This is a genomic window from Inquilinus sp. OTU3971 (assembly GCF_038440215.1).
Window position 1 is genome coordinate 1 of sequence record NZ_JASATH010000132.1, and the last position, 22,704, is coordinate 22,704.

Annotated in this window: 17 protein-coding genes; 11 read left to right on the forward strand and 6 right to left on the reverse strand. The window is 66.9% G+C overall.

Features of this window, described 5'->3' with window-relative positions; translation table 11 throughout:
- Positions 1–299: 299 nt before the first annotated feature.
- Entirely contained in the window at positions 300–3,275 is a 2,976-nt protein-coding gene (locus AAHM41_RS27280) for a Tn3 family transposase (RefSeq protein WP_342239757.1), read from the forward strand.
- Positions 3,276–4,036: 761 nt separating this feature from the next.
- Here AAHM41_RS27280 and AAHM41_RS27285 read toward each other — a convergent pair.
- The 5 genes from AAHM41_RS27285 to AAHM41_RS27305 all read right to left on the reverse strand — a co-directional run bounded on the left by AAHM41_RS27285 (position 4,037) and on the right by AAHM41_RS27305 (position 9,632).
- Complete coding sequence (locus AAHM41_RS27285) at positions 4,037–4,930, reverse strand: amidohydrolase family protein (RefSeq protein ID WP_342239758.1); 894 nt, start codon at positions 4,928–4,930, stop codon at positions 4,037–4,039.
- 39 nt (positions 4,931–4,969) lie between these two features.
- Positions 4,970–5,959, reverse strand: a complete 990-nt coding sequence (locus AAHM41_RS27290; protein WP_342239759.1) for a substrate-binding domain-containing protein — start codon at positions 5,957–5,959, stop codon at positions 4,970–4,972.
- Between the two features lie 48 nt (positions 5,960–6,007).
- Positions 6,008–7,012 (reverse strand): ABC transporter permease, encoded by a 1,005-nt coding sequence (locus AAHM41_RS27295; RefSeq protein ID WP_342239760.1) that lies wholly within the window; start codon positions 7,010–7,012, stop codon positions 6,008–6,010.
- A 32-nt stretch (positions 7,013–7,044) separates the two neighbouring features.
- Positions 7,045–8,508, reverse strand: coding sequence for a sugar ABC transporter ATP-binding protein (locus AAHM41_RS27300; protein WP_342239761.1), 1,464 nt, complete (start codon positions 8,506–8,508; stop codon positions 7,045–7,047).
- Between the two features lie 230 nt (positions 8,509–8,738).
- Positions 8,739–9,632: a LysR substrate-binding domain-containing protein gene (locus tag AAHM41_RS27305; RefSeq protein ID WP_342239762.1), complete on the reverse strand. Its 894-nt coding sequence runs from the start codon at positions 9,630–9,632 to the stop codon at positions 8,739–8,741.
- A gap of 103 nt (positions 9,633–9,735) precedes the next feature.
- Here AAHM41_RS27305 and AAHM41_RS27310 point away from each other — a divergent pair, with 103 nt between their 5' ends.
- From AAHM41_RS27310 to AAHM41_RS27345, 8 genes are all read left to right on the forward strand, one after another.
- Complete coding sequence (locus AAHM41_RS27310) at positions 9,736–10,488, forward strand: SDR family NAD(P)-dependent oxidoreductase (RefSeq protein ID WP_342239763.1); 753 nt, start codon at positions 9,736–9,738, stop codon at positions 10,486–10,488.
- Entirely contained in the window at positions 10,481–11,347 is an 867-nt protein-coding gene (locus AAHM41_RS27315) for a transketolase (protein WP_342239764.1), read from the forward strand. Before AAHM41_RS27310 ends, AAHM41_RS27315 begins: the two co-directional genes overlap by 8 nt.
- Positions 11,344–12,381 (forward strand): transketolase family protein, encoded by a 1,038-nt coding sequence (locus tag AAHM41_RS27320; RefSeq protein ID WP_342239765.1) that lies wholly within the window; start codon positions 11,344–11,346, stop codon positions 12,379–12,381. The genes AAHM41_RS27315 and AAHM41_RS27320 overlap by 4 nt, the downstream gene beginning before the upstream one ends.
- Before the next feature lie 12 nt (positions 12,382–12,393).
- Complete coding sequence (locus AAHM41_RS27325) at positions 12,394–13,269, forward strand: NAD(P)-dependent oxidoreductase (protein WP_342239766.1); 876 nt, start codon at positions 12,394–12,396, stop codon at positions 13,267–13,269.
- Positions 13,270–13,340: 71 nt separating this feature from the next.
- The gene (locus AAHM41_RS27330; protein ID WP_342239767.1) at positions 13,341–14,363 is read left to right on the forward strand and encodes a TRAP transporter substrate-binding protein; all 1,023 of its coding nucleotides are present in this window, start codon (positions 13,341–13,343) and stop codon (positions 14,361–14,363) included.
- 97 nt (positions 14,364–14,460) lie between these two features.
- Positions 14,461–16,353, forward strand: coding sequence for a TRAP transporter large permease (locus tag AAHM41_RS27335; protein ID WP_342239768.1), 1,893 nt, complete (start codon positions 14,461–14,463; stop codon positions 16,351–16,353).
- Between the two features lie 524 nt (positions 16,354–16,877).
- Positions 16,878–18,962: an adenylate/guanylate cyclase domain-containing protein gene (locus tag AAHM41_RS27340; RefSeq protein WP_342239769.1), complete on the forward strand. Its 2,085-nt coding sequence runs from the start codon at positions 16,878–16,880 to the stop codon at positions 18,960–18,962.
- A 10-nt stretch (positions 18,963–18,972) separates the two neighbouring features.
- Positions 18,973–20,445 carry a mechanosensitive ion channel family protein gene (locus AAHM41_RS27345; protein ID WP_342239770.1) on the forward strand — a complete coding sequence of 491 codons (1,473 nt, stop codon included), beginning with the start codon at positions 18,973–18,975 and terminating at the stop codon, positions 20,443–20,445.
- Positions 20,446–20,695: 250 nt separating this feature from the next.
- Here the strand turns inward: AAHM41_RS27345 and AAHM41_RS27350 are convergent, their stop codons facing one another.
- Positions 20,696–21,199 carry a hypothetical protein gene (locus AAHM41_RS27350; RefSeq protein WP_342239771.1) on the reverse strand — a complete coding sequence of 168 codons (504 nt, stop codon included), beginning with the start codon at positions 21,197–21,199 and terminating at the stop codon, positions 20,696–20,698.
- A 570-nt stretch (positions 21,200–21,769) separates the two neighbouring features.
- Here AAHM41_RS27350 and AAHM41_RS27355 point away from each other — a divergent pair.
- On the forward strand, positions 21,770–22,078 hold the full coding sequence (locus tag AAHM41_RS27355) for a hypothetical protein (RefSeq protein ID WP_342239772.1): 309 nt from the start codon (positions 21,770–21,772) through the stop codon (positions 22,076–22,078).
- Positions 22,032–22,703, forward strand: coding sequence for a M10 family metallopeptidase C-terminal domain-containing protein (locus AAHM41_RS27360; protein ID WP_342239773.1), 672 nt, complete (start codon positions 22,032–22,034; stop codon positions 22,701–22,703). Before AAHM41_RS27355 ends, AAHM41_RS27360 begins: the two co-directional genes overlap by 47 nt.
- The last annotated feature ends 1 nt before the right edge of the window (position 22,704 follow it).

Here is a 22,704-nt window from a genome sequence, read left to right on the forward strand (position 1 = left end):
GGGGTCGCGACAAGAACTGTCCGTAGGCCTCCGACATCTGAGCTCAAAACAGGAACATCGAAGTCGGGGCATCAGGTCTGCTGTTCGTGTGGCTGTCACACCCGATGGCGTTGATCTCTCGTCGGCGACCGCCGATCTGGCCGTGAGTCCCAGCATTTCAACGACGGCGGTCTGCCGCAAGTCTTTCACAGGCCTCTACCGGAATTGATCTGGATGGTCAGCGCCTATTCAAAGTGATTCAGTGCCGTTGCCCGAATCTCGGCTACGGTCGCGCCTCCATCGCTGAACAGAGATCGATCGTGTCGCGTCGTCCCTTGCTGAAGGCTGATCGCTGGAATGCGTTGTTCGCAGCACCGAAGGACGAGAGGGAGTTGATCCGGCACTGCACGCTGGATCCGGCTGACCTTGATCTCGTGATGGCGAAGCGGACGCCGCACAACCGCCTTGGTCTCGCTGTCCAGCTGTGCTTGATGCGACATCCCGGTCGAGCTTGGCTACACGGCGAGGTGCTGCCGGAGGCGATGGTTGCCTTCGTTGCCGAGCAGATCGGCGTTTGTCCCGAAGACCTGGCCGAGTATAGCCGCCGGGAGCAGAATCGCTGGGAGCATGCCGCTGAAGCGCAGCGCTATCTTGGGCTGCATGTCGCCGGCCGCGACGATCGCCGCGCGGCGCTGGCGGCGGCTCTCGATGCCGCCGATACCACCGATCAGGGGCAGCCGATCGCCGAGGCAATGATCGCGGCCCTGCGGGACCGGCACGCGGTGCTGCCGGCGGCGGACGCGCTCGACCGCATCGGCCGCGCCGCCCGGGTCCTGGCCCGCCGGCGCATGGAGGCGGCGCTGCTCGACGGCTTGCCGGCGGAGCGGCCGGGTGATCTGGACCGACTGCTTGAGGTCGATCCCGCGAACCGGATCACCCGCTTTGCCTGGCTCAGATCCCCACCCGAGGCCCCGGGCGAGAAGAACCTGCTGGCGCTGCTGGAGCGGCTGCGCGTCATTCGCGACTTCGGCCTCGATCCTCGGCGCCGCGAGCGCATCCATCCCGACCGCTGGCGCCAGCTGGTGCGCGAGGGCGAGGTGACGCCCGCCCATCTCGCGGTCGATCTGAACGCCGGTCGCCGTCGCGCCACGGTCGCGGCCCAGCTGATCGAACTCGGCTTCCGCCTGACCGACGCGGCGGTGGCGATGTTTTGCCGGCTCGTCGGCCGGCAGTTCGCGAAGGCCCGATCGCGCCGCAATCAGCGCCATCTCGAGACCGGCCGGACCGCTGGGGAGTTGCTGCGGCTGTTCCGCGACACCCTGCGCGCGCTCAGCGAGGCCAACGAGACCGACAGTGACGCCATCGGGCTGTTGCACGAGCGGATCGGATGGCACCGCCTGATGCAGGCGCAGGCGGTGCTGGAAAGTTTCGAGGGCGCGGCCGAGCCCGATCCGCTCGTCGATGTCGCCGGGCAGTCGGATATGGTCCGGCGATGCGCAAAGGCGGTGATCGAAGCCTTCGTGTTTCGATCGGCCCGGCGGCGTGATCCCCTGCTGGCGGCGGCCCTGGAGCTGTTGCGGCAGCTGTACCGCGAGCGCCGCCGGGGACTGCCCGCCAAGCCGCCGGTCGGGCATCTGGCAGACCAGGTCCGCAAGGCGATGCTCGCCGCTGGCAAGCCCCGCAAGCTGTACGAGGTCGCGACCCTGGCGGTGCTGCGGGATCGGCTGCGCTCCGGCGACGTCTGGGTCGCAGGCGGCCGGACCTTCCGGCCGCTCACCGCCGACCTGGTGCCGGCGTCGACCGTCGCGGCCCGCAAGGAGGCGGACGATCTGCGCCTCGGCGTGCCGCCCGATCCCGTCGCATGGCTCGCCGAGAAGCGGCAGGAGCTGGCCCTCAAGCTGCAGCAGCTGGCCAATCGTGCCCGCGCCGGCAAGCTCACGGATGTCCGCATGGCCGAGGGCAAGCTGGTGGTCTCACCGGAGCGCTCGACCGTGCCCAAGGCGGCGGAGGACGCCAAATGGCTGATCCTCGACCGGATGCCGCAGGTCCGGATCACCGAGCTGATCGCCGAGGTCGACGCCTGGACCGGCTTCTCCGAGGCGTTCACCCATCTGCGCACCGGCGACCTGCCGCGCAACATCCAGACGCTCCATGCGGGCATCCTCGCTGACGCCACCAATCTCGGTCTCAAGGGCATGGCAGACGCCTCTGCCGGCGTCACTGCCCGCCAGATCGGCTGGTGCCGTCAGTTCCATGCCCATGATGCGGCGTTCAAGACCGGCTTCGCCCGAATCATCGACGCGCAGCTGGCCCATCCCTATGCCCGGATTTGGGGCGACGGCTCGGCCTCCTCCTCCGACGGCCAGTTCCTCCCTGCCGCGGGCCGCGCCGGCAAGCGCAGCGACGTCAACACCCACTACAGCCATGGCCCGGGCGGGAAGTTCTACACCTGGGTCTCCGACCGGTACGGGCACTATCACATCCTGCCGATCGGCGTGACCGAGAGCGAGGCCGCCTATGTGCTGGACGGGATCTACGGCCATGCATCCCGGCTCGACATCGCCGAGCACTATGTCGACACCGGCGGCGCCACCGACCACGTCTTCGCCTTGTTCGCGGTGCTGGGCCGACGCCTGGTGCCGCGGCTGCGCAACCTGAAGGACTGGTCTCTATACATCCTCGCCGACGCCGACCCGCTGCTGCGCCAGCACATCGGCGACCGGATCGACGAGCAGGCGATCCGCGAGGCCTGGGACGAGGTGCTGCGCATCGCCCTGTCTATCGAGGACCGCGAGGTCGCGCCGTCGACGGTGTTGAAGAAGTTGGCGGCGCTGCCGAAGACCAACCTGCTGGCCCCGGCGCTGCGCGAGATCGGCCGGATCGAGCGCACCCTGTTCATGATCGAGTGGTACTCCAGCCCGGCGCTGCGCGCCCGCTGCCGGGCCGGTCTGAACAAGGGCGAGGCCGGGCACAAGCTGGTCCGGGCGGTGTTCTTCCATGAGCGCGGCGAGATCCGCGACGCCGCCTTCGAGGGCCAGGCGTTTCGGGCCTCGGCCCTCAATCTGGTGGTCAGCGCCATCATCCTGTGGAACACGGCCTATCTCTCGCGGGCGGTCGATCAGCTGCGAGCCGAAGGCCATGAGCTGCCGCATCACATCCGGCGCCATGTCTCGCCGCAAATCTGGGAGCACATCAACCTGATCGGCACCTACGACTGGAGCCACCAGGATCTGCCGCCTCTCGGCGCTTTCCGCCCACTTCGCAGGGCTCCCTCCGACTTCCAGACCGCCGCGTAATCCGAACGTGTTGCCCGTCCGTTCTCAGATGTCGGAGGTCTACGGACAGTTCTTGTATTCACCCCAATACGCGCCCAAGCCGGCGACTGTCACGGCGCTGTCCGGCGCCGGGTCCAATAATCTCTTTCCTGTGTATCGGACCAAGCCGTCTGTCGCCCCGGTGGGCAATCGCCTCCTCCTCACGCTCGACCCACCTCCATCACGGTACTGCAGTTCTGAGTGACTGGATCGGCGAGCGGATGGCATGGCCCAACCGGTTGTGCGGCCGCGGCGTCGCGCGACAACGAGGTCGGCTGGGCTCAGGGTATTGTGCTGGATCAGGCCGGGCTCGGCCGTGGGCAGCGCGAGCAGCGCCTCGATCTCGGCATTCGAGAGGGACCCCTATTTGGGGCCGCGTGAGTCAGGTGCGGAATTCCTCTGCCCTGGCAGATGCGCGCCATTTCCGGCCATTGCCGCGGCGCCTCCAAACCGGACGCATACCCAAATTGGTCAGGGTCGGTCGTTTGACGGCGATCTCGCCCGATCAGCGGGCGTCGCAAGCCGACATTTGCGGGCGTCCCGAAAGCGGACGTCACGCGAAATGGCAGTTCATGTTTCTCTCTGAGCTGCCGAACCTGATTGGGTGTTGCCAGAAGTAGTCATTGCGCCCGAGCCTGGAGGCAACCATTGCGGCTACGCTGCCGTCGATCTTCCCCGCTCCGCGGCACTTCTACATCATCCTGTCGCGACGGGGTGGGCATCAAACACACAAGAATAAGCTATCAGAGCCGGTAGAGCCGTTCGGCGTTGTCATGGAACAGGCGCCGGCGCTCGCTCGGTGAGAAATCGATCGTGATCAGCTTGAACGCATTGAAGATCGCGTCGTAGCTGCTGAACAGCTTGTCCACCGGGAAGTTGCTGGCGAACATGCACCGGTCGACGCCGAAAGCCTCGATTGCGGAGAGGACATAGGGCCTGATGCTGTCGACGGTCCAGGTCCAGTCCCCCATGCCGAGGCCCGAGATCTTGCAGGCGACGTTCGGAGCCGACGCCAGGCGCCGCATGCCGGCCTTCCACGCCTCGAAATGCTCCGGGCCGTCGACCTGCATCCCCGTGTGGTTCAGGATGATCTGCGTGTCCGGAAAGGCCCGCGCGAGGTCGTAGGCCTCCTCCATCTGCGGATAGTAGATCTGCAGGTCGAAGGAGAGGCCTAGATCTCGCAACAGGGCGAAGCCGCGGCGCCAGGCGGCCTCGCCGCAAACGCCGGGCCGGTCGAGATAGGTCTTGGCCGGGTCCGGATGGTAGTTCAGCGACTGGCGGATGCCCCGGAAGTTGCGGAACGCGAGGTGCCCTTCGAGGATCTCGCGCACATTCGGCAAAGCGAGGTTGGCGTAGCCGACAATGCCGTGCGGAAACCCGTGCCGGTCGGCGACGCCCTGCAGCCATCGCGTCTCGCCGACCGGATCGGCCGGATCGTAACCGACATCGAGATGCACCGACTTGACCACGTTCTGGCGGCGGCAATCGACCAGGAAATGCTCGACCAGATAGCTGCTGCAAACTGGAGAATAGTCGCCGAAAGCGCTGGGTTTCACCCCGTCCTGCAGCCAGGGATAGCGATGGTTCTCCAGGTCGTAGAGATGATGATGGGCGTCGATGATCGGGAAATCGTCCATGGCGCGGCCGTCCTGGAGGTCTGAGGCTGAGAAGGCGGCTCAGTATTCGCCGGCCGAAGGCGGATAGACCCGCTTCAGCTTGGCCTGCGCTTCGGGCGTGCCGACGGTCTGGGTGGTGACCAGGACCAGCGGCAGCGGCAGGTCCTTGGTCACCGGCGCCCCGGTCAGCGCGTTGTAGACCTGCTGCACCGCCTCGATGCCCTGGCCGCCGGCCTCCTGCAGGAACAGCCCCTGGACCACGCCGTCGCGCAGCAGCCTGACCGTCGTCGGGCTGCCATCGGCGGTCGCGAGGCCCACCTTGCCGGCCAGCCCCCGGGTCTGCAGCGCCTTGGCCGTGCCCGTCGCCGCCTCGTCATACATGCCGTAGATCGCCTTGATGTCGGGATGGGCGGTGAGCAGGTCGTTGGCCTGGTCCACCGCCTCGCGCACCGTCAGCCCCTTGGTCTGCAGAATCTGGACGAGCTCGCAGCCCTCTGCCGCGAAGGACTCCTTGGCGCCGGCAAGATATTTCTGCGCGTTCTCGCGGTCCTGCGGCAGCGACAGCATGCCGATCTTGGTGCCGCCGCGCTCCTTGGCCAGCGCGCAGACGAACTTGCCCTCCTCCCTGCCGCCCTCGAGGTTGTTGGCGGTGACCGAGGAGGTGTAGTCGGTCTCGCCGGGCTGCGGGCCGATGCCAGTGAAGGCGATCGGGATGTTCTGCTGCTTCAGGAAGCGCAGCACCGGCGGCGTGCTGGTCGAGCTCACCGGCCCCATGACGATGGCGTCGACGCCGCGGGTCACGGCCGTGCGCACATTGGTCATCTGGTCGACCGGCGAGTTGTGCGAGTCCATCTCGATGTACTCCATGCCGAGCTCGGCGGCCTTGGTCTTCGCCCCGTAGGAGACCCACTGCCAGTAGGAGATGTCGAGGGACGGCGCGATATAGGCGACCGTGTAGGTCTTGCCCGCAGCCGGCGCCGTCGAAGGCGCCAGGGTTGCGGCGAAAGCCAGGCCGGCAACGGCCAGAACCGGGATGATCGAACGACCCATCTGTGTCCTCCCTGTATCGATTGATTGTGGTGAAGCCGCCCGACCGGGTCAGGACCGCAGCTTGGTGACACGGTCGATCAGGACGGCGATCAGGATGACGCAGCCGGTCACCGCGCCCTGCCAGAAGCTGTTGATGCCGACCAGGTTCACGCCGTTCTGGATCACCGTGATCATCACGGCCCCGAGCATGGCGCCGACCGCCGAGCCGGTGCCGCCGAACAGGCTGGCGCCGCCGATGACGCAGGCGGCGATCGCCTGGAGCATCAGATTGGCGCCCGACGTCGCCTCCGAGTTGCTGATATAGGACAGGCTGAGCAGGCTGGCGAAGGATGCGGCCAGGCCCGAGGCGACATAGACGCCGAAGCGGACCCCGCGCACCGGGATGCCGAGCAGCCGGGCGGCCTTGTCGTTGCTGCCGACGGCATAGATCCACCGCCCGAGCACGAGCTTCCGTAGGGCCAGTTCCACCGCAATCACGGCGACGGCGCAGAACAGGAAGAAGTTCGCGACGCCGGGCACGATCTCGCCGCCGTTCAGCAGCCAGAAATCCGGGTCGAGGATGGCGATCGAATGGCCGTCGGTGATCACGAAGGCGAGGCTGCCGCCGATCGCATAGGTGATCAGAGTGACGACGAAGGGCGCAAGGCCGGCGAAGGTCACCAGGCCGCCATTGATCGCCCCGACACCGAGGCCGACGCCGAGGCTGGCGACGCAGGCCAGCGGCCAGGCAAGGCCTGAGGACAGGGCGAGGCCGGCGACCATGCCGGTCAGCGAGAAGGTCGAGCCGACCGACAGGTCGATGCCGCTGGTCGCGATCACCAGGAACACGCCGAGCGACATCAGGATCAGCGGGGCCGAGGCCTGGGCGATGTTGGCGAGGTTGCCCCAGGTGAGCACGTGGGGAGACCAGAAGCTCACCACGAACAGGATCACGAGGATCGCCGCGGCGATCGCGCCCTCCGTGCGGTAGCCGCGCGCCAGCCGGACCGGCAGCGGTGCGCGGCGCCGTCGCTCGTCCTTGGCGATGGATGACCCGATGATCACGTCGGCCATGCTGCCCTCTTCCCTCTGCATGCGGCCGCCCGTCACGCCGCCATTCCGGTGGCCTGGGCCAGGACGACCTCGTTCACCTGCCCACCGCTGAGGACGCCGCTTACCTCGCCGCGGAGATCGAAGGCGACGATCCGGCCGCAGACCTCGGCGAGCTCGGTGAATTCGGTCGACCACCACACCACCACGGTGCCGGCGGCCGCGGCCTGGCGGATGATCGCGTAGATCTCCCGCTTGGTGCCGATGTCGACGCCGCGCGTCGGCTCTTCCAGCACCAGGATCCGGGGCGGACGCTCGAGCCAGCGCGCGAGCAGCAGCTTCTGCTGGGTGCCGCCGCTCAACGTCTGCGGCAGGGCGTCGACCGATCCCGCCTTGATCGACAGCCGGTCCAGCGCCGCCTGGGCGGTGACGGCTTCCTGCCCCCTCGCGAGGAGACGACGGCCGGCGACACGCGCCGCCGCGACGATGTTGTCGAGGATCGGCAGCGCCGCGAGGATGCCTTTCCCGGCCCGGTCGCCCGAGACATAGCCCACGCCGCTGCGCACCGCCTGGGCCGGGCTCGTGAAGCGCGCGGGCACGCCGTCGATGCCGATGGTCCATGTCGCCGAAGGGACGGCACCAATCAGGGCGTCCATCAGCGCGGAGGGCCCGAGCGGCGCGCCGGCGAGGCCGAGGATGCTGCCGGGCGGCAGCCGCAGCGACACGCCCGGCGCCGAGATTTCGACGGTCGCACCGTCGGCCGTGGCTGCGGATGCCGCGACACGGCTCCTGCCGGGGCCGACGCCCTGCCCCATCGCCTCGACGATGGCGTCGTCGCTGAGCTCCGCAACGGGAGTGCGATCCACAACCGTGCGGCCGTCCCGCAGGATCGTGCAGACATCGGCGACGGCGCGGATCTCGCTCATGCGGTGCGACACGATCAGCGTGCTGATCCCCTGTCCGGCCAGGCGCCGCAAGATGCCGAACAGGCGCTCGGTCTCGGCGAAAGTCAGGTTGGCGGTCGGCTCGTCGAGCAGCAGCAGCCTGGCGCCGGAGCTAAGCGCCCGCGCGATCTCGACGAACTGGCGCTGATGCAGGTCGAACTCGGCCACCGGACGGGTGAGCGCATCGCCCGCCAGGGTGTCGTCGATCAGCGCCAGCGCCGCTGCAGCCTGGGCTTCGTCGGTTCCGGGCCGAACCAGGCCAAGCCCGCGCTTGCGGTGCGGCAGGGCGATGTTCTCCGCGACGGAGAGATGCGGCAGCAGCGCCAATTCCTGGAAGACGACGGCGATGGCCGCGGCGTCGTAGTCCTCCTGCCCGTCGACCCGGATGGTGCCGCCGTCCCGCCGGTGCGAGCCGGAGACGATGCGGATCAGGGTCGACTTGCCGGCGCCGTTGCCGCCGAGCAGCGCATGGATCTCGCCGCGCCCGACCCTGAGGTCGGCCTGCTTCAGCACCGGCGTGGCGCCGAAGCGCTTCTCGATCGCCAGGGCTTCCAGGATGAAGGGGGATTCAGTCACGGCAGGCGCCCCGCCGTGGTCGAGACGCGATCGGTCACGTCACGCGCCAGCGCGCAGCCCATCTGTCGCCCCTCCCGGCCATCCCTGATTGTTGCTCGGGCCGCGCTGACCGTTCGGCCCGATGCTCTGGGTCGAGGCTTGCCCAACCAGCCGGGCCGGACAAACGGATTTTATGCAATCAAGGATGAATCCAGTTCATCGAACTGGCAGCGAGCCGGCACCGTCCGCCGTCATGCCGGCAGGGTCGGGTCGAGGCCGAGCTGCGTCAGCAGCCAAGTGGCGAAGGCGCGCACCGTGTATCGTTGGCGCAGGGCGCGCGGATAGACCAGGTGGTGCCCGACATAGGTCACGTCCAGGGCGACGCCGGCCAGGGGCGCGACCAGCAGGCCGCGCTTGATCTCCCGCTCGGCCAGGCGGGTCGACTCCAGGGCGATGCCGAGCCCGTCCACGGCCGCGGCGATCGCCAGGAAGCTGCGGTCGAAGCGCATGCCGTGCGGCGCCGGCATGGTCATGTCATTGGCCGCGAACCAGTCCGGCCAGCGCACCCGCTTCACCTCGCTCTGGATCAGGACCTGCCCGAGGAGGTCGGCGGGCGAGCGGATCGCGTCGGCCAGCTGCGGCGCGCAGAGAGGCGTCACCAGCTCCTCCCCGAGCGGCACGACCACGACGCCGTCGGCCCGCGGCGGACCGTAGACGATGTCGACATCGAAATCGTCATTGCTGAAGCGGGCATATTCGGTGCTGGCGGCCAGGCGGACCTCGATATCCGGCTGGGCCGCGAAGAAGCCCGAGAGCCGGGGCGACAGCCATTGCGCGGCGAAGCTCGGCGCCGAATGCAGCCGGAGCAGCTTCGTCTTCCGGTTCGAGACCGCCTCCATGCCCCGCCGCAGCTCGTCGAAGGCGATGCCGACATGGCGCATCAGCATCTCGCCGTCGGGGCTCAGATGCACCTGCCGCCCGTCGCGCTCGAACAGCGCCGTGCCCAGGGCCTGCTCGAGCTTCAGGATGGCGTGACTGACGGCGCTCGGCGACAGGTTCAGCTCCAGCGCAGCCGCCCGGAAGGAGCCGTGGCGGGCGGCCGCCTCGAACGCGCGCACCGAGGCCAGGGAGACGTCCTTCAGCATACCTTCGATGAACCAGATTCATCGGTCGATGTAAAGTTCGCGTTTGTCCCGCACCGCCGGCCGCGGCCAAGACTGGGCCAGGGAGCGACCAAGGGAGGAAGCCATGCTGCTCGCCGGCAAGACGGCCGTGATTTCCGGTGCGGCCAGTCCGCGCGGCATCGGGCTGGAGACCGCCAGGCTGTTCGCCCGGCACGGAGCCCGAGTGGCGATCCTCGACCTCGACGGCGACGGCGCGCGCAGCGCGGCCGCGAGCCTCGGCGACGGCCATATCGGGCTCGCCTGCGACGTCGCCGACGCCGTCGCCTGCGCCGCGGCCGCCGAACAGGCGATCGCCGTCCTCGGCCGCGTCGACATCCTGTGCAACAACGCCGGCATCACCCAGCCGGTCAGGACCCTCGACATCGCGCCCGGCGACTGGGACCGGATCCTCGACGTCAATCTGCGCGGCGTCCTCAATCTCAGCCAGGCCTTCATCCCGCATATGCGCGAGCGCGGCGGCGGCTCGATCGTGTGCATGTCCTCGGTCTCCGCCCAGCGCGGCGGCGGCATCTTCGGCGGACCGCACTATTCCGCGGCCAAGGCCGGGGTGCTCGGCCTGGCCAAGGCCATGGCCCGCGAATTCGGATCGGACGGGATCCGCGTCAATTGCATCACCCCGGGCCTGATCCAGACCGACATCACCGGAGACAAGCTGACCGACGCGATGCGTGCCGAGATCGTGAAGACCATTCCCCTGAACCGGCTCGGCGAGGCGGGCGACGTCGCCGGCGCCTATCTCTTCCTCGCTTCCGACCTCTCCGCCTACGTCACCGGGGCGGTGATCGACGTCAATGGCGGGATGCTGATCCATGGCTGACGACCTGCGCCCCGACGCGGCGCCGCATCGCGGGTCGAATGTGAGCCTGGCCGAGCGGGCGCGGCGCATCCGCCGGCACGCCCTGCGCATGGGCGAGGTCCAGGGCCAGGGCTACATCGCCCAGGCGCTCGGCATCGCCGACGTGCTGGCCGTCTCCTATTTCCACGCCCTGACCTATCGGCCCGAAGACCCCGAATGGGACGGCCGCGATCGCTTCCTGCTGTCGATCGGCCACTACGCCATCGCCCTCTACGCCGCCCTGATCGAAGCCGGGATCATTCCCGAGGACGAGATAGAGACCTACGGCAGCGACGACAGCCGCCTGCCGATGTCGGGCATGGCCGCCTACACGCCGGGCATGGAGATCACGGGCGGTTCCCTCGGCCACGGGCTCGCGATCGCCGTGGGCTTCTGCCTCGCCCTCAAGCGCAAGGCCTCGGGATCCTTCGTCTACACTCTGTTCTCGGACGGCGAGCTCGACGAGGGCGCGACCTGGGAGGCCGCGCTGTCGGCAGGGAGCTTCGGGCTCGACAACCTGATCGGCATCGTCGACGTCAACAACATGCAGGCCGACGGGCCGTCGACCGGCGTCCTCGACTTCGAGCCGCTGGCCCCGAAATTCGAGGCCTTCGGCTGGTTCGTCCAGCGGGTGGACGGCAACGACATCGACGGCCTGGTCCGCGCCTTCGACGCCGCCCGCACCCATCCGGGCCGGCAGCCGCGCCTCGTCATCTGCGACACCCGGATGGCGAAGGGCGTGCCGTTCCTGGAGGCCCGGGAGCGAAACCACTTCCTGCGCGTCGACAAGGACGAATGGCAGCAGGCGATCCGGATCATCGATGCGGGGATGACGTCATGAGGCGCTCGAAATACGTCCGGCCGGCCCATCTCGACGGCGGCCCGGCAGGCGACCGGCCGCGCCAGACCACCTCGGCGATGATCGCCTCCCTCGCCGGCCCGGACCAGCGCACGCGGCCGGCGCCGTTCGGCCACGCCCTGGCGGCGCTCGCCGAGACCCGGCCGGAGATCGTCGGTCTGACGGCCGATCTTGGCAAATACACCGACATGCACATCTTCGCGCAGAAGCACCCGGACCGCTTCTACCAGATGGGCATGGCCGAGCAGTTGCTGATGGCCGCCTCCGCCGGCCTGGCGCGCGAGGGCTTCATGCCCTGGGCCTCGACCTATGCCGTCTTCGCCTCGCGGCGGGCCTATGACTTCATCTGCATGGCGATCGCCGAGGAGAACCTGAACGTTAGGATCGTCTGCGCCCTGCCCGGCCTGACCACCGGCTACGGGCCGAGCCACCAGGCGACCGAGGACATCGCGATCTTCCGCGGCATGCCGAACCTGACGATCATCGACCCCTGCGACGCGCATGAGATCGAGCAGATCGTGCCGGCGCTCGCCGACCATCAGGGGCCGGTCTATCTGCGCCTGCTGCGCGGCAACGTGCCCCTCATGCTCGACGAGTACGGCTACCGTTTCGAGCTCGGCAAGGCCGCGCTGCTACGCGACGGCGCCGACGCGCTGATCATCTCCTCCGGCTTCATGACGATGCGCGCGCTGGAGGCCGCGGAGGCCCTGCGCGAGGACCGCGTCGAGGTCGGCGTCCTGCATGTGCCGACGATCAAGCCGCTCGACGAGGCCGCGATCCGGCGCGAGGCGGCGCGCACGGGGCGGATGGTGATCGTGGCCGAGAACCACACGGTCATGGGCGGTCTCGGCGAGGCGGTCGCCGGCCTCCTGATGCGCTCGGACATCCGTCCCCCCGCCTTCCGCCAGATCGCGCTGCCCGACGAGTTCCTCGACGCCGGGGCGCTGCCGACGCTGCACGACCGCTACGGCCTGTCCGCGAGCGCCATCCGCGCGGCGGTCAAGTCCTGGCTGTAGCGGGAAAGGCGAATGAAGAGGATCGCCTTCATCGGGTTGGGCGCGATGGGCCGGCCGATGGCCCGCAATCTGCTGAAGCGCGGCTTCCCCGTGCGGGGATTCGATCTCGACCCGCGCGCGCTCGCCGAGCTGCGGGACGCCGGCGGCAGTGCCGCCGCCTCCGCCGCCGAAGCCTGCGCGGACGCGGATGTGGTCGTGCTGATGGTGGTCGACGCCAGGCAGGCGGAAGCGGTGCTTTTCAGCGAAGGCGCCCTCGCCGCGACGCCGCCCGAGGCGGTGGTCTGCCTGATGGCGACCTGCCCGCCGCGCGCGGTCGAGGCGATCGCGGCGCGGGTGACCCCGGCCGGGCGCCGCTTCGTCGACGCGCCGGTCTCCGGCGGCACGGCCGGCGCGACGGCGGGGACGCTGACCGTCATGGCGGCAGCGCCGGGGGCGGTGTTCGAAGCGGTGCGCCCCGTTCTCGCGGCGCTCGGTGACCGGATCTTCCATGTCGGCGAACGGCCCGGCCAAGCGGCGATGGTGAAGACCGTCAACCAGCTGCTGTGCGGCGTGCACATCGCGGCCGCGGCCGAAGCCCTTGCGCTGGCCTGGAAGGTCGGCGTCGATGCCAGGACGTTGCTCGAGATCCTGTCGGGCACCTCGGCGGCGAGCTGGATGCTGCGGGACCGCGGGCCGCGCATGGTCCAGGACGATCCCGCCGTCTCCAGCGCCGTCGACATCTTCGTCAAGGACCTCGGCATCGTGCTCGAGGCGGGGCGGGAGACCGGCGCCGCCCTGCCGCTCGCCGCCCTATCGCACCAGCTGTTCCTGTCGACATCCGGCCGCGGCGACGGGCGGGCCGACGACAGCCAGGTGATCCGGGCCTATCGCGCGCTGAACGGCGGCTGAGCCGCGAACCGCCGCCCGAAACCAACCTGACGAAGATCAGGGCGCCAGACATCCATCCAGGAGAGGACACCATGACCCAAGACAACCTTCGCCCCGGCCGCCGCGCCGTGCTCGCAGGCATCGCGTCGCTGCCGCTCGTCACCGTCCTGACGAGGCCGGGCGACGCGGCGGAGTTCGAGCTCAAATACGCGACCGGGCAGGACCCCACCCATCCGGTGAACATCCGCGCCCAGGAGGCGCTGAACCGGATCCGCGAGGCGACCTCGGGCCGCCTGGACATCAAGCTGTTCCCGGCCAACCAGCTCGGCTCAGACACCGACCTTCTCACCCAGGTGCGCAACGGCAGCGTCGAATTCTTCAACCTGTCGTCGCTGATCCTGGCGACGCTGGTGCCCCTCTCTGGCATGACCAGCCTGGCTTTCGCCTTCAAGGACTACGACGCGGTCTGGAAGGCGATGGACGGCGACCTCGGCACCCATATCCGCGCGGCGATCGCCAAGACGCCGATCTTCGCGGTCTCGAAGATCTGGGACAACGGCTTCCGGCACGTCACCTCCTCGACCCGTGAGATCCGCGGGCCCGCCGACCTGCAGGGCTTCAAGATGCGGGTCCCGCCGGCCCCGGCCCTGACCTCGCTGTTCAAGGCGATCGGGGCCGCGCCCGCCCCGATCAACTTCAACGAGCTGTACTCGTCGCTGCAGACCAAGGTCGTCGAGGGGCAGGAGAACCCGCTGGCGATCATCGCGACCACGCGGCTCTACGAGGTGCAGCGGTCCTGCAGCCTGACCGGCCATGTCTGGGACGGCTATTGGGTGCTCGGCAACAAGCGTGCCTTCGCCCGGCTGCCCGAGGATCTCCAGGCGATCATCACCCGTGAGCTCGACCGCTCGGCGCTGGACCAGCGCGCCGATATCGCCGGGCTCAGCCAGAGCCTGCAGCAGGAGCTGACGGCCAAGGGCCTGTCCTTCATCGACGTCGACCGCGAGGCCTTCCGCGCGGCGCTGGCCGGCACCTCCTTCTATGCCGAGTGGAAGGAGAAGTACGGCCCGGAAGCCTGGGGCCTGCTCGAACAGGTCGCCGGCCCCCTCGGCTGATCCTCCGGCACCGCCGGGCACGACGCCCCGCACCGTCCATCGGCCGCTGCGGCCGATGGCGGCCCCCCTCCGTTCCCACTAGACGGATCCGACCGCCATGGCGACGCATATGAACGAGATGACCGCACCCGCCGAGTCCGCTCCGGCCGCGCCGCGCGTGCGGACGCCGGGCTGGGTCGCCGGGCTGGATACCGTGGTCGGCGCTCTCGTCGAAATCCCTGCCGCGCTTCTGGTCCTGGCGGAGGTCGGCGTCCTCCTGGCGGGCGTGGTCTGCCGTTATCTCCTGCACGAACCGCTGATCTGGTCCGACGAGCTCGCCTCGATCCTGTTCCTGTGGCTGGCCATGCTGGGGTCGGTCGTGGCCCTGCGCCGCGGCGAGCATATGCGGATGACCGCCGTCATCGGCTTCCTGGCCCCCCGGCAGCGGGCCTTCCTCGATGTGGTCGCCATCGCCGCGGGCCTGGGCTTCCTGGTTCTCGTCGTCGAGCCGGCCTACGAGTTCGCCGCCGACGAGGTCTGGGTGACCACGCCGGCGCTCGAGATCACGAACTCCTGGCGCGCGGCGGCGCTGCCGGTCGGGATGGGCCTGATGATCCTGGTCGGGCTGGTGCGGCTGATCCGGGTCGCCGGCTGGCGCGATGCCGCGACCGCCCTGCTGGCAGTGGCAGCCGTCATCGGCCTGGCCGCCCTCCTCGGCCCGGCGCTGCGGCCGCTCGGCAACGCCAACCTGCTGATCTTCTTCGTCGGCGGCGTCGGCGCCATGGTCTTCCTCGGCGTGCCGATCGCCTTCGCCTTCGGCCTCGCGACCTTCGGCTATCTGGCGCTGACCACATCGACGCCGACACTGGTCATCATCGGCCGGATGGACGAGGGCATGAGCCATCTGATCCTGCTGTCGGTGCCGCTGTTCGTGTTCCTCGGCCTGCTGATCGAGATGACCGGCATGGCGCGGGCCATGGTCGCCTTCCTGGCGAGCCTGCTCGGCCATGTGCGCGGCGGGCTGTCCTATGTGCTGATCGGCGCCATGTATCTCGTCTCGGGGATTTCGGGATCGAAGGCCGCCGACATGGCCGCCGTGGCGCCGGTCCTGTTCCCCGAGATGAAGGCGCGCGGCGCCAAGCCCGGCGACCTCGTGGCGCTGCTGTCGGCGACGGGGGCGCAGACCGAGACAATCCCGCCATCGCTCGTCCTCATCACAATCGGCTCCGTGACCGGCGTCTCGATCGCGGCGCTGTTCACCGGCGGGCTGCTGCCCGCTGTGGTGCTCGGCCTCGCGCTGGCCGGGCTGGTCTGGTGGCGCTATCGGAACGAGGATCTGTCCAGTGTCCAGCGCGCGAGCGGAAGGGAGATCGGCAAGGCGTTCCTCGTCGCCCTGCCGGCCATCGCCCTGCCCTTCATCATCCGGGCGGCGGTGATCGAGGGCGTCGCTACGGCAACCGAGGTCTCGACCATCGGTATCGTCTACGCCGTCGCCGCGGGCCTGCTGGTCTATCGCCGTTTCGACTGGCGCCGGATCTATCCGATGCTGGTCGACACCGCGTCGCTGTCCGGCGCGATCCTGCTGATCATCGGCGCCGCCACCGGCATGGCCTGGGCGCTGACCCAATCCGGCTTCTCGACCCAGCTGGCCGCGCTGATGCGGGAGCTTCCGGGTGGCGTTCCCGCTTTCCTCGCCGTCTCCGTGATCGCCTTTGTGGTGCTGGGCTCCGTGCTCGAGGGGATCCCGGCGATCGTCCTGTTCGGCCCGCTCTTGTTCCCGATTGCTCGCGAGGTCGGGGTGCATGAGGTGCACTACGCGATGGTGGTCATCCTGGCGATGGGCATCGGCCTGTTCGCGCCGCCCTTCGGCGTCGGCTACTACGCCGCCTGCGCGATCAGCCGGATCCATCCCGACGAAGGCATGCGGCCGATCGTCGGGTATCTCGTCGTGCTGGCGGTCGGCCTCGTCCTCGTCGCGGCGGTGCCGTGGATCTCGATCGGGTTCCTGTGAGGGCCGTCAGATCGTAAGCGCACACCAGGCCACAATAGGACTGCTCGCGGCCAAGGTGCGCCATATCCGGCCATTGCGCCGGCGGCCCAACACCGGACATCGCTCGAACCCGCAGAATCCGGCCCTTCTCGGTCGGCCCGGATATCAGAGCGCGCCCGGAACCGGCCGTCGCAGCCGGCTCCTCCTGCAATTCCTGGGGCGATGGTCCGGCCAAAAGAATGAAGTGATTTTATCAACATTGATGACAAGTTATATTGAATAAAACGGCAAATCCGCAGTAGAATTTTGAGAACTGCTCGGCAATGAAAGCCACACATGTATAGCAGGTTGGACAATCGATCTTCATGCACTATCGTTCATCAATCAGAGTCACCGACGCCGCCTAGCTCCGATTGCGAACAGAGTAGGACCTTCACCCTCTGCAACTGGCTTCGACTGCCGTCGGTGGCGTGTGCACTGCTTCAAGGACGCTGCGGTAACCAACCATGCTCCGTCGCTTGTCCATTCGCTCGAAATTGCTGGCCATGCTGCTCCTGAGCGGCATCGCATGCATCGCCGTCACCGGCTTGGTTGCCGATCGCAGCGGATCCCAATCACTCAGGACATCGATCTTCGATCAGCTGACGACGTTGAGAGAAAGCAAGAAGTCTGATGTAGAGCGCTATTTCAGAGAGATCGAACGCCAGTTCGTCGCCCTGTCACAGGCTCCGGCTACAATTGATGGGATGGTCGCCTTCACCAGCGGGTATAACGCTCTCCAGGGTCAGGAAAAGCCACCACCGGAGCTCATGTCGTTCTGCGAGAAGGATTTTCTTCCGCAGGTCGCCAATCTTGTCGAAGGCGATCTAACCGCCAGTTCGTGCCTGCCGAGCGATCCTTTGGCGATCCGTCTCCAGACCGACTACATCGCCCACAATCCCTATCCGGCCGATGACAGACAGAAGCTCCTCTCCGCCGGGACCGGAACATCCTACGACATCGCGCATCAGCGCTATCATCCCTTTCTGACGCGGGCTGCGGAGGCCAGCAATCTCAGTGATATCATGCTTGTCGATGCGCGGACCGGCACGGTCGTCTATACAATATACAAGGGCATTGATTTCGGCAGCAACGTGGTCGAGGGCCCGCTCGCGCATTCAGGCATCGGCCGCGCCGTCGCATCGGCGCTGCGCGACGGCACCGCTGACGGCTCGGTCGTGCTGGAGGACTTCAGCGCTTATCTGCCCAGCCTCTTGGCTCCGGCAGCATTCGTCGCCGTGCCGGTGATCCGCGACGGGCAGGTGCTGGGCATTTTGGTCGCCGAGGTGTCGAAAGACGACATCGACAAGGTCATGACCTCCGGCGGCCGCTGGGAACAGGTCGGCCTTGGTAAGACAGGTGAAGCCTTTCTCGTTGGCCCCGACCGCCGGATGCGAAGCGGCTCGCGTTTTCAGCAGGAAAGTCCGGAGTCCTACTATGCGGCCTTGAGCGAAGTCGGCATCAGCAATGCCGACATCGAGCGCATCCGCCGATTCGACTCCGCGGTTCTGAACCAACCCGATGACAGCCGGGCCGCAGACGAGGCCCTTGCGGGCCACTCCGGAACCGACGTTCTCGAGGACTATAGGGGCGTCGATGTATTGGCTTCTTGGGCGCCGATCGACGTTCTTGGGACGCGTTGGGCCATCCTTGCGAAGATGGATGTGTCAGAGGCACTGGCGCCGGTCAGCGAGTTCCGCAGTCGTGTGATCCAAGTCGCCGCGGCTGCCGCGGCCGTGCTCACGATCGTCTCCCTTCTCGCCGCGGGAGCTTTCACCCACCCGATCCGCGAGGTGCTGGCCGGCGTCAACCAGCTGGCCGCTGGCGACGAAGAGACGCGGATTCCGGTCAAGGGCAGCGACGAGTTCAGTGAACTTGGTCGCGCCTTCAACTCCATGGCCGACGAGATTGCGGCACGCAGCGACAAGATTGCCCAGAAGACTGACGAGTACGAAGCGCTTCTGCGGAACGTCTTTCCCGAAATCATCGCCGAGCGAATCAGAATAGGTGACGAGTCGGTCGCCGAGGCCGTCAAGAACGTCGCCGTCGCGGTCGTCAATATCGAAGGCCTCAATGCTCTCATATCCGACGCGGCTCGGGACACGTTGAAGTCGATCAATGAGCTGATCAGCGATTTCGACGAGGCGGCGCTGGCCGCCGGCGTGGAGAAGATCTATGCCTTCGGCGAAACCTACATCGTGGCCTGCGGCCTTTCGACACCCAGGCTCGACGGCGCCCGGCGGATACTCGGATTTGTTGATGCCGTGGCCGATATTGCCGACCGACACGGTCGCAGCTGGAACATCCCGTTGGCGCTCAAGGCCGGAATCGCCCTCGGGGACGTGGAGGTCGGCCTGGTTGGCCGGCAACGCACCGTCTACAGCATGTGGGGCGTGACCATGCTGACCGCCCGCCGCATCGTCTTCGACGCGGATGCGAATTCCGCGCGAGTGACGAAAGCCGTTCTGGAGCAGATTCCGGAGGCGGATGCTTTCGTGGAGGAAGAGTCCGTCTCGATCAATCCGGCCGAGACGGTCGCGACTTGGCAACGGCCGATCGGAACGACGCCTGCCGCCACTGCAGCCACGTGATGTGATCACCATGACAAACGACACATGGTCCAGTTATCTCGCCTGGGCGATAGTCGTCATCCTCGGCTACCCGACTGTCACTCTCGGCCTGTCCGAGACGACACGGCGACTGGAACGATCAAGCCTCGCGCGGCCGCTGAAAGTCATCCAGAATGCGGTTCTGCCAGCTGTTGCGTTATGGATTTTGATCCACCAGTTGTCGCCGTTCTCGGCCGACGGGGTTGTTTTCAGGATTGTAGATACCACCGTTGGCATACTGGTTCTCTATGCCATTCTTCTCTTAGGGCAGATGGTGGCTCTCGCGGTGCGGGGCACGACCGAAGCTCAAGCTCCAAGACTCTTTTTTGAACTCGTTGCGATCGCCATCGTCGTCGTGGGTGGCGCATTCATCATATCAACGGTCTGGGACATCGAGCTTGGCACATTGTTCGGGGCGCTCGGTGTCGGGTCAGTGGTACTCGGCCTGGCCCTGCAGAGTGTGATTGGCGGACTCGCGAATGGCCTCATCGTGCTGTCCGGCCGGCATTTCGCGATCGGCGACTGGCTGCGTCTTGACCAGGGCTTCGTCAAAGTCGTCCAGGTGGACTGGCGCGCGGTGACGCTTGAATCCGGCGGAGAGCGGATCGTGGTGCCGAGCTCGCGAATCGCCGCCGATACCCTGCGTATCGTCCGAAGCGGGCGGCCTTTCGTCGTGAATACTTCGATCGTGATTCCCTCGGCATATCCTCCCGCACGGGTGACTGACGCATTGTTGGTCGCAGCGCGCGGCATACCTGAGAGCATCGGTCCCGAAAGCGCCGGTTGCCGTGTAGCGGAATGGACGGCGGGCGGCATTCGCTATGTCGTGAGTGTGTCGGTGGACAACCCGGCCAAGATCGACCGGGCCTGCAGCACGCTTCTCGACCGCATCTGGTGCGTGTTGCCACGGCACGGCATTTCGCTGATGCGGACAGGAGACGGCAGGGACATCGACGTGGGGAGTGCCGCACTCGACTGGGGGACGACAGTCGAGGAGCGCGCTCGACTGCTCGCCGACAGCGGCGCGCTGCGAGACCCTGTGGCCGGTCTCGAGGAACTTGCCGATCAGTCGCGGGTCGAGCGCTACGCGACCGGCGAATTCCTCCTGGAACAGGGCGCTTCGGCGATTGCCTTTTTCGTCCTGCTGGACGGCAGTCTGTCGATGCTTGTCGACATGCCGAAGGGTCCACGCACTATTGATCGACTCTCGGCCGGGCAAATATTCGCCCTGCGCCAGAGCTTTCGTGGATCATCGAGCCCAGTCAGCCTCATTGCGGACGAGGCGAGCACGGTGATCGCCATCCCGGGTCCGGCGATGCAGCGCATGCTCGACCGCAACCGCAAGTTGGCCGCTGATATCGACGCGGCGATCGATGCCCGTGCCGATGCAATCAGAGCCCTGGCCTCGAAGGGCACCGATATCGAGACGAGCACCCCTTCCGTGCGCCTGAAGAACCGGGCCTAGTGGTGCAAATCTGACGCTTGGCACCCACGGGGAATGGCGGGAGACGACCCGAAGCGGTCATCGCGCCGGCGTCCCGGAAGCGGACGTCCGTCGGGTTGACCGCAGCCGACCTTTTGCGAACGACGACCAAGCCGCTTCATGGACTATAGAATCAGAATCGCTGTATTAGGCGCTGTTCAAGCTCGCCTTGGGGCCAGAGCCATGCTGGCGGAGATCGTGGTCTGCCAGCAGAAGGCTCCTCGTGAGAGTCTTACGGCCACATCTTCGTTTCTGGATGTTCTTCGATCAAGGAACAGCGGAGTGTAATCGGTGCCTTCCTGACATCAGAGAGCGGACCATCGATGAAATCGCAGGCGAGAAGATTGTTCGAACTGCTTTTGCGCGCTGACGCTATGTTGAGGTTGACCTTGGCCGGGCCGGCGATCCAGTCGAGCTGCTTCGGGTCGACGTTGGCGCCGCTGATGTGGGCGCGCCCGCCTGAGCCGGGGATCTCCACCTCTTCGTCCTGCGGCGTGAGATCGATTTGGCCGAGCTCATTGGCGTGCCTCTCCGCGCTCCGCTTGGGATCGCCGTAGTAGGAGGCGAAGGCGACAATTTCCTCCTTCTGCGAAGCGAGCTTGTCGGCGGCCTTCCTGGACAGCGTGACGTCGATGTCGAAGCCGAATGTGTCATCGGCCTCGGCAGGCGATGCCGCCAGCGCCAATGCGCTGGCGACAAGCATGATCCGGGCACGGTATTTGCGGGCTGATTGCATGCGGGGACCTCATGACTGGGGCCGCGGACCACTGATCAGACGCAGTCCTGATCCAATGGATCCGACGCGGCCAGGGCGACGCCTGTTGCAACGGTTCCGATCCGAGCATCTTTTGCGGTCAAAGTCTTCCTTGGAGTGCTTCACGATCGAGGAACCGCTGGCTGTGTTCGCTGTCCAGCCTCTGCTGCTGCAGCATGCACTGGTCGCAGGTTGGTGTCCCGCGCTGGATACCAGGATTATCGCATGCGCGTTGGTAAGCCTCACGGTCCAGATCGTCGAGCGCCTGGCAACCGCCGAGAGCCGTCAGAACGGCGGTGAATGCGACGGATCTGAGCAAACTTGCTGGCGCCAGGCCCCGGCTCACTTCCGCCGGCCTCGGTCCGAGCCCCCACCATCTCCCGGGGTCGAGCCTGGCTCCAACAGCCCCAGGGCGGCGTCGAGGAGGAGACCGAGCACCGACTGCCGCGAATTTTGCCCGTCTCCGCTTGCCTTCACAGTCATAGGCACATTTTCCTTGATTGGTCTGCCACCTGACCATCGGCGACCGCTTGCCATGGATGGAGAAGCAAAATGGCTCGAATCGAAGGAACGGACGGCGACGATCGCATCGTCGTCCCCATCAATGACGACGACCTGAATGTCGTTCACGCTTACACCGGTCACGACTACATCGAGGACAACAACTCCGGCCCGTACCTGCTCCTGACGTTGGAAGACGGCGGCGATACTGTCTATGGCAGCGCTGCGGGTGACGGCATCTTCCTGAATGACGCCACCGGAGTTGGCGGGAGCCGGTTCTACGGTCGCGACGGATGGGACGAATTTTTCTTCGATGGCCCTGATGTCGGAGACGGGGAACATCGTCGACGGTGGGGATGAGATCGACAGTTTTCACCTGACAGGCCGCGGCGCGTTCATCCATCTCGGCGAAGGGACAGCTCTGATCGGACCAACCGGCGAGACCATCTTCTACACTGCGACGGTCAGCAGCATCGAGAATTTATTTGGATCGATCGGTCACGACATCTTCGTCGGGACCGATGGCGAAAACGTGTTCTACAGTCATGATGGAGATGACCTGCTTTCAGGTCGCGGCGGCGCAGACAGCCTCATTGCCGACGACGGAAACGACACGATCGTCGGAGGGCGAGGCGCCGACAGCATCAGCACGGGCCGCGGAGAGGACATCATTCGGTTTGACCGTCTCGTCGAAAGCCGCCCCGATGCACCCGATGGGATCGGTGACTTCAGTTCCCGGGACACGATCGACCTCTCCCGCATCGATGCCGACCTCACGCACGCAGGGAGCCAGGCGTTCAGGCTTGTCGGAGAAGCCGATTTCAGCGGCCGGCCTGGCGAGCTGCGCTATGACATCAGGGGAGCCGACTTCATCGTCTCGGCTGACGCCGACGGTGATCGCTCTGCCGATCTTGCCTTTCGCCTTTGGGGCACCGAATACCTTTCGGAGACGGGGGCGTTGACGACGTCGGATTTCATCCTCTGAG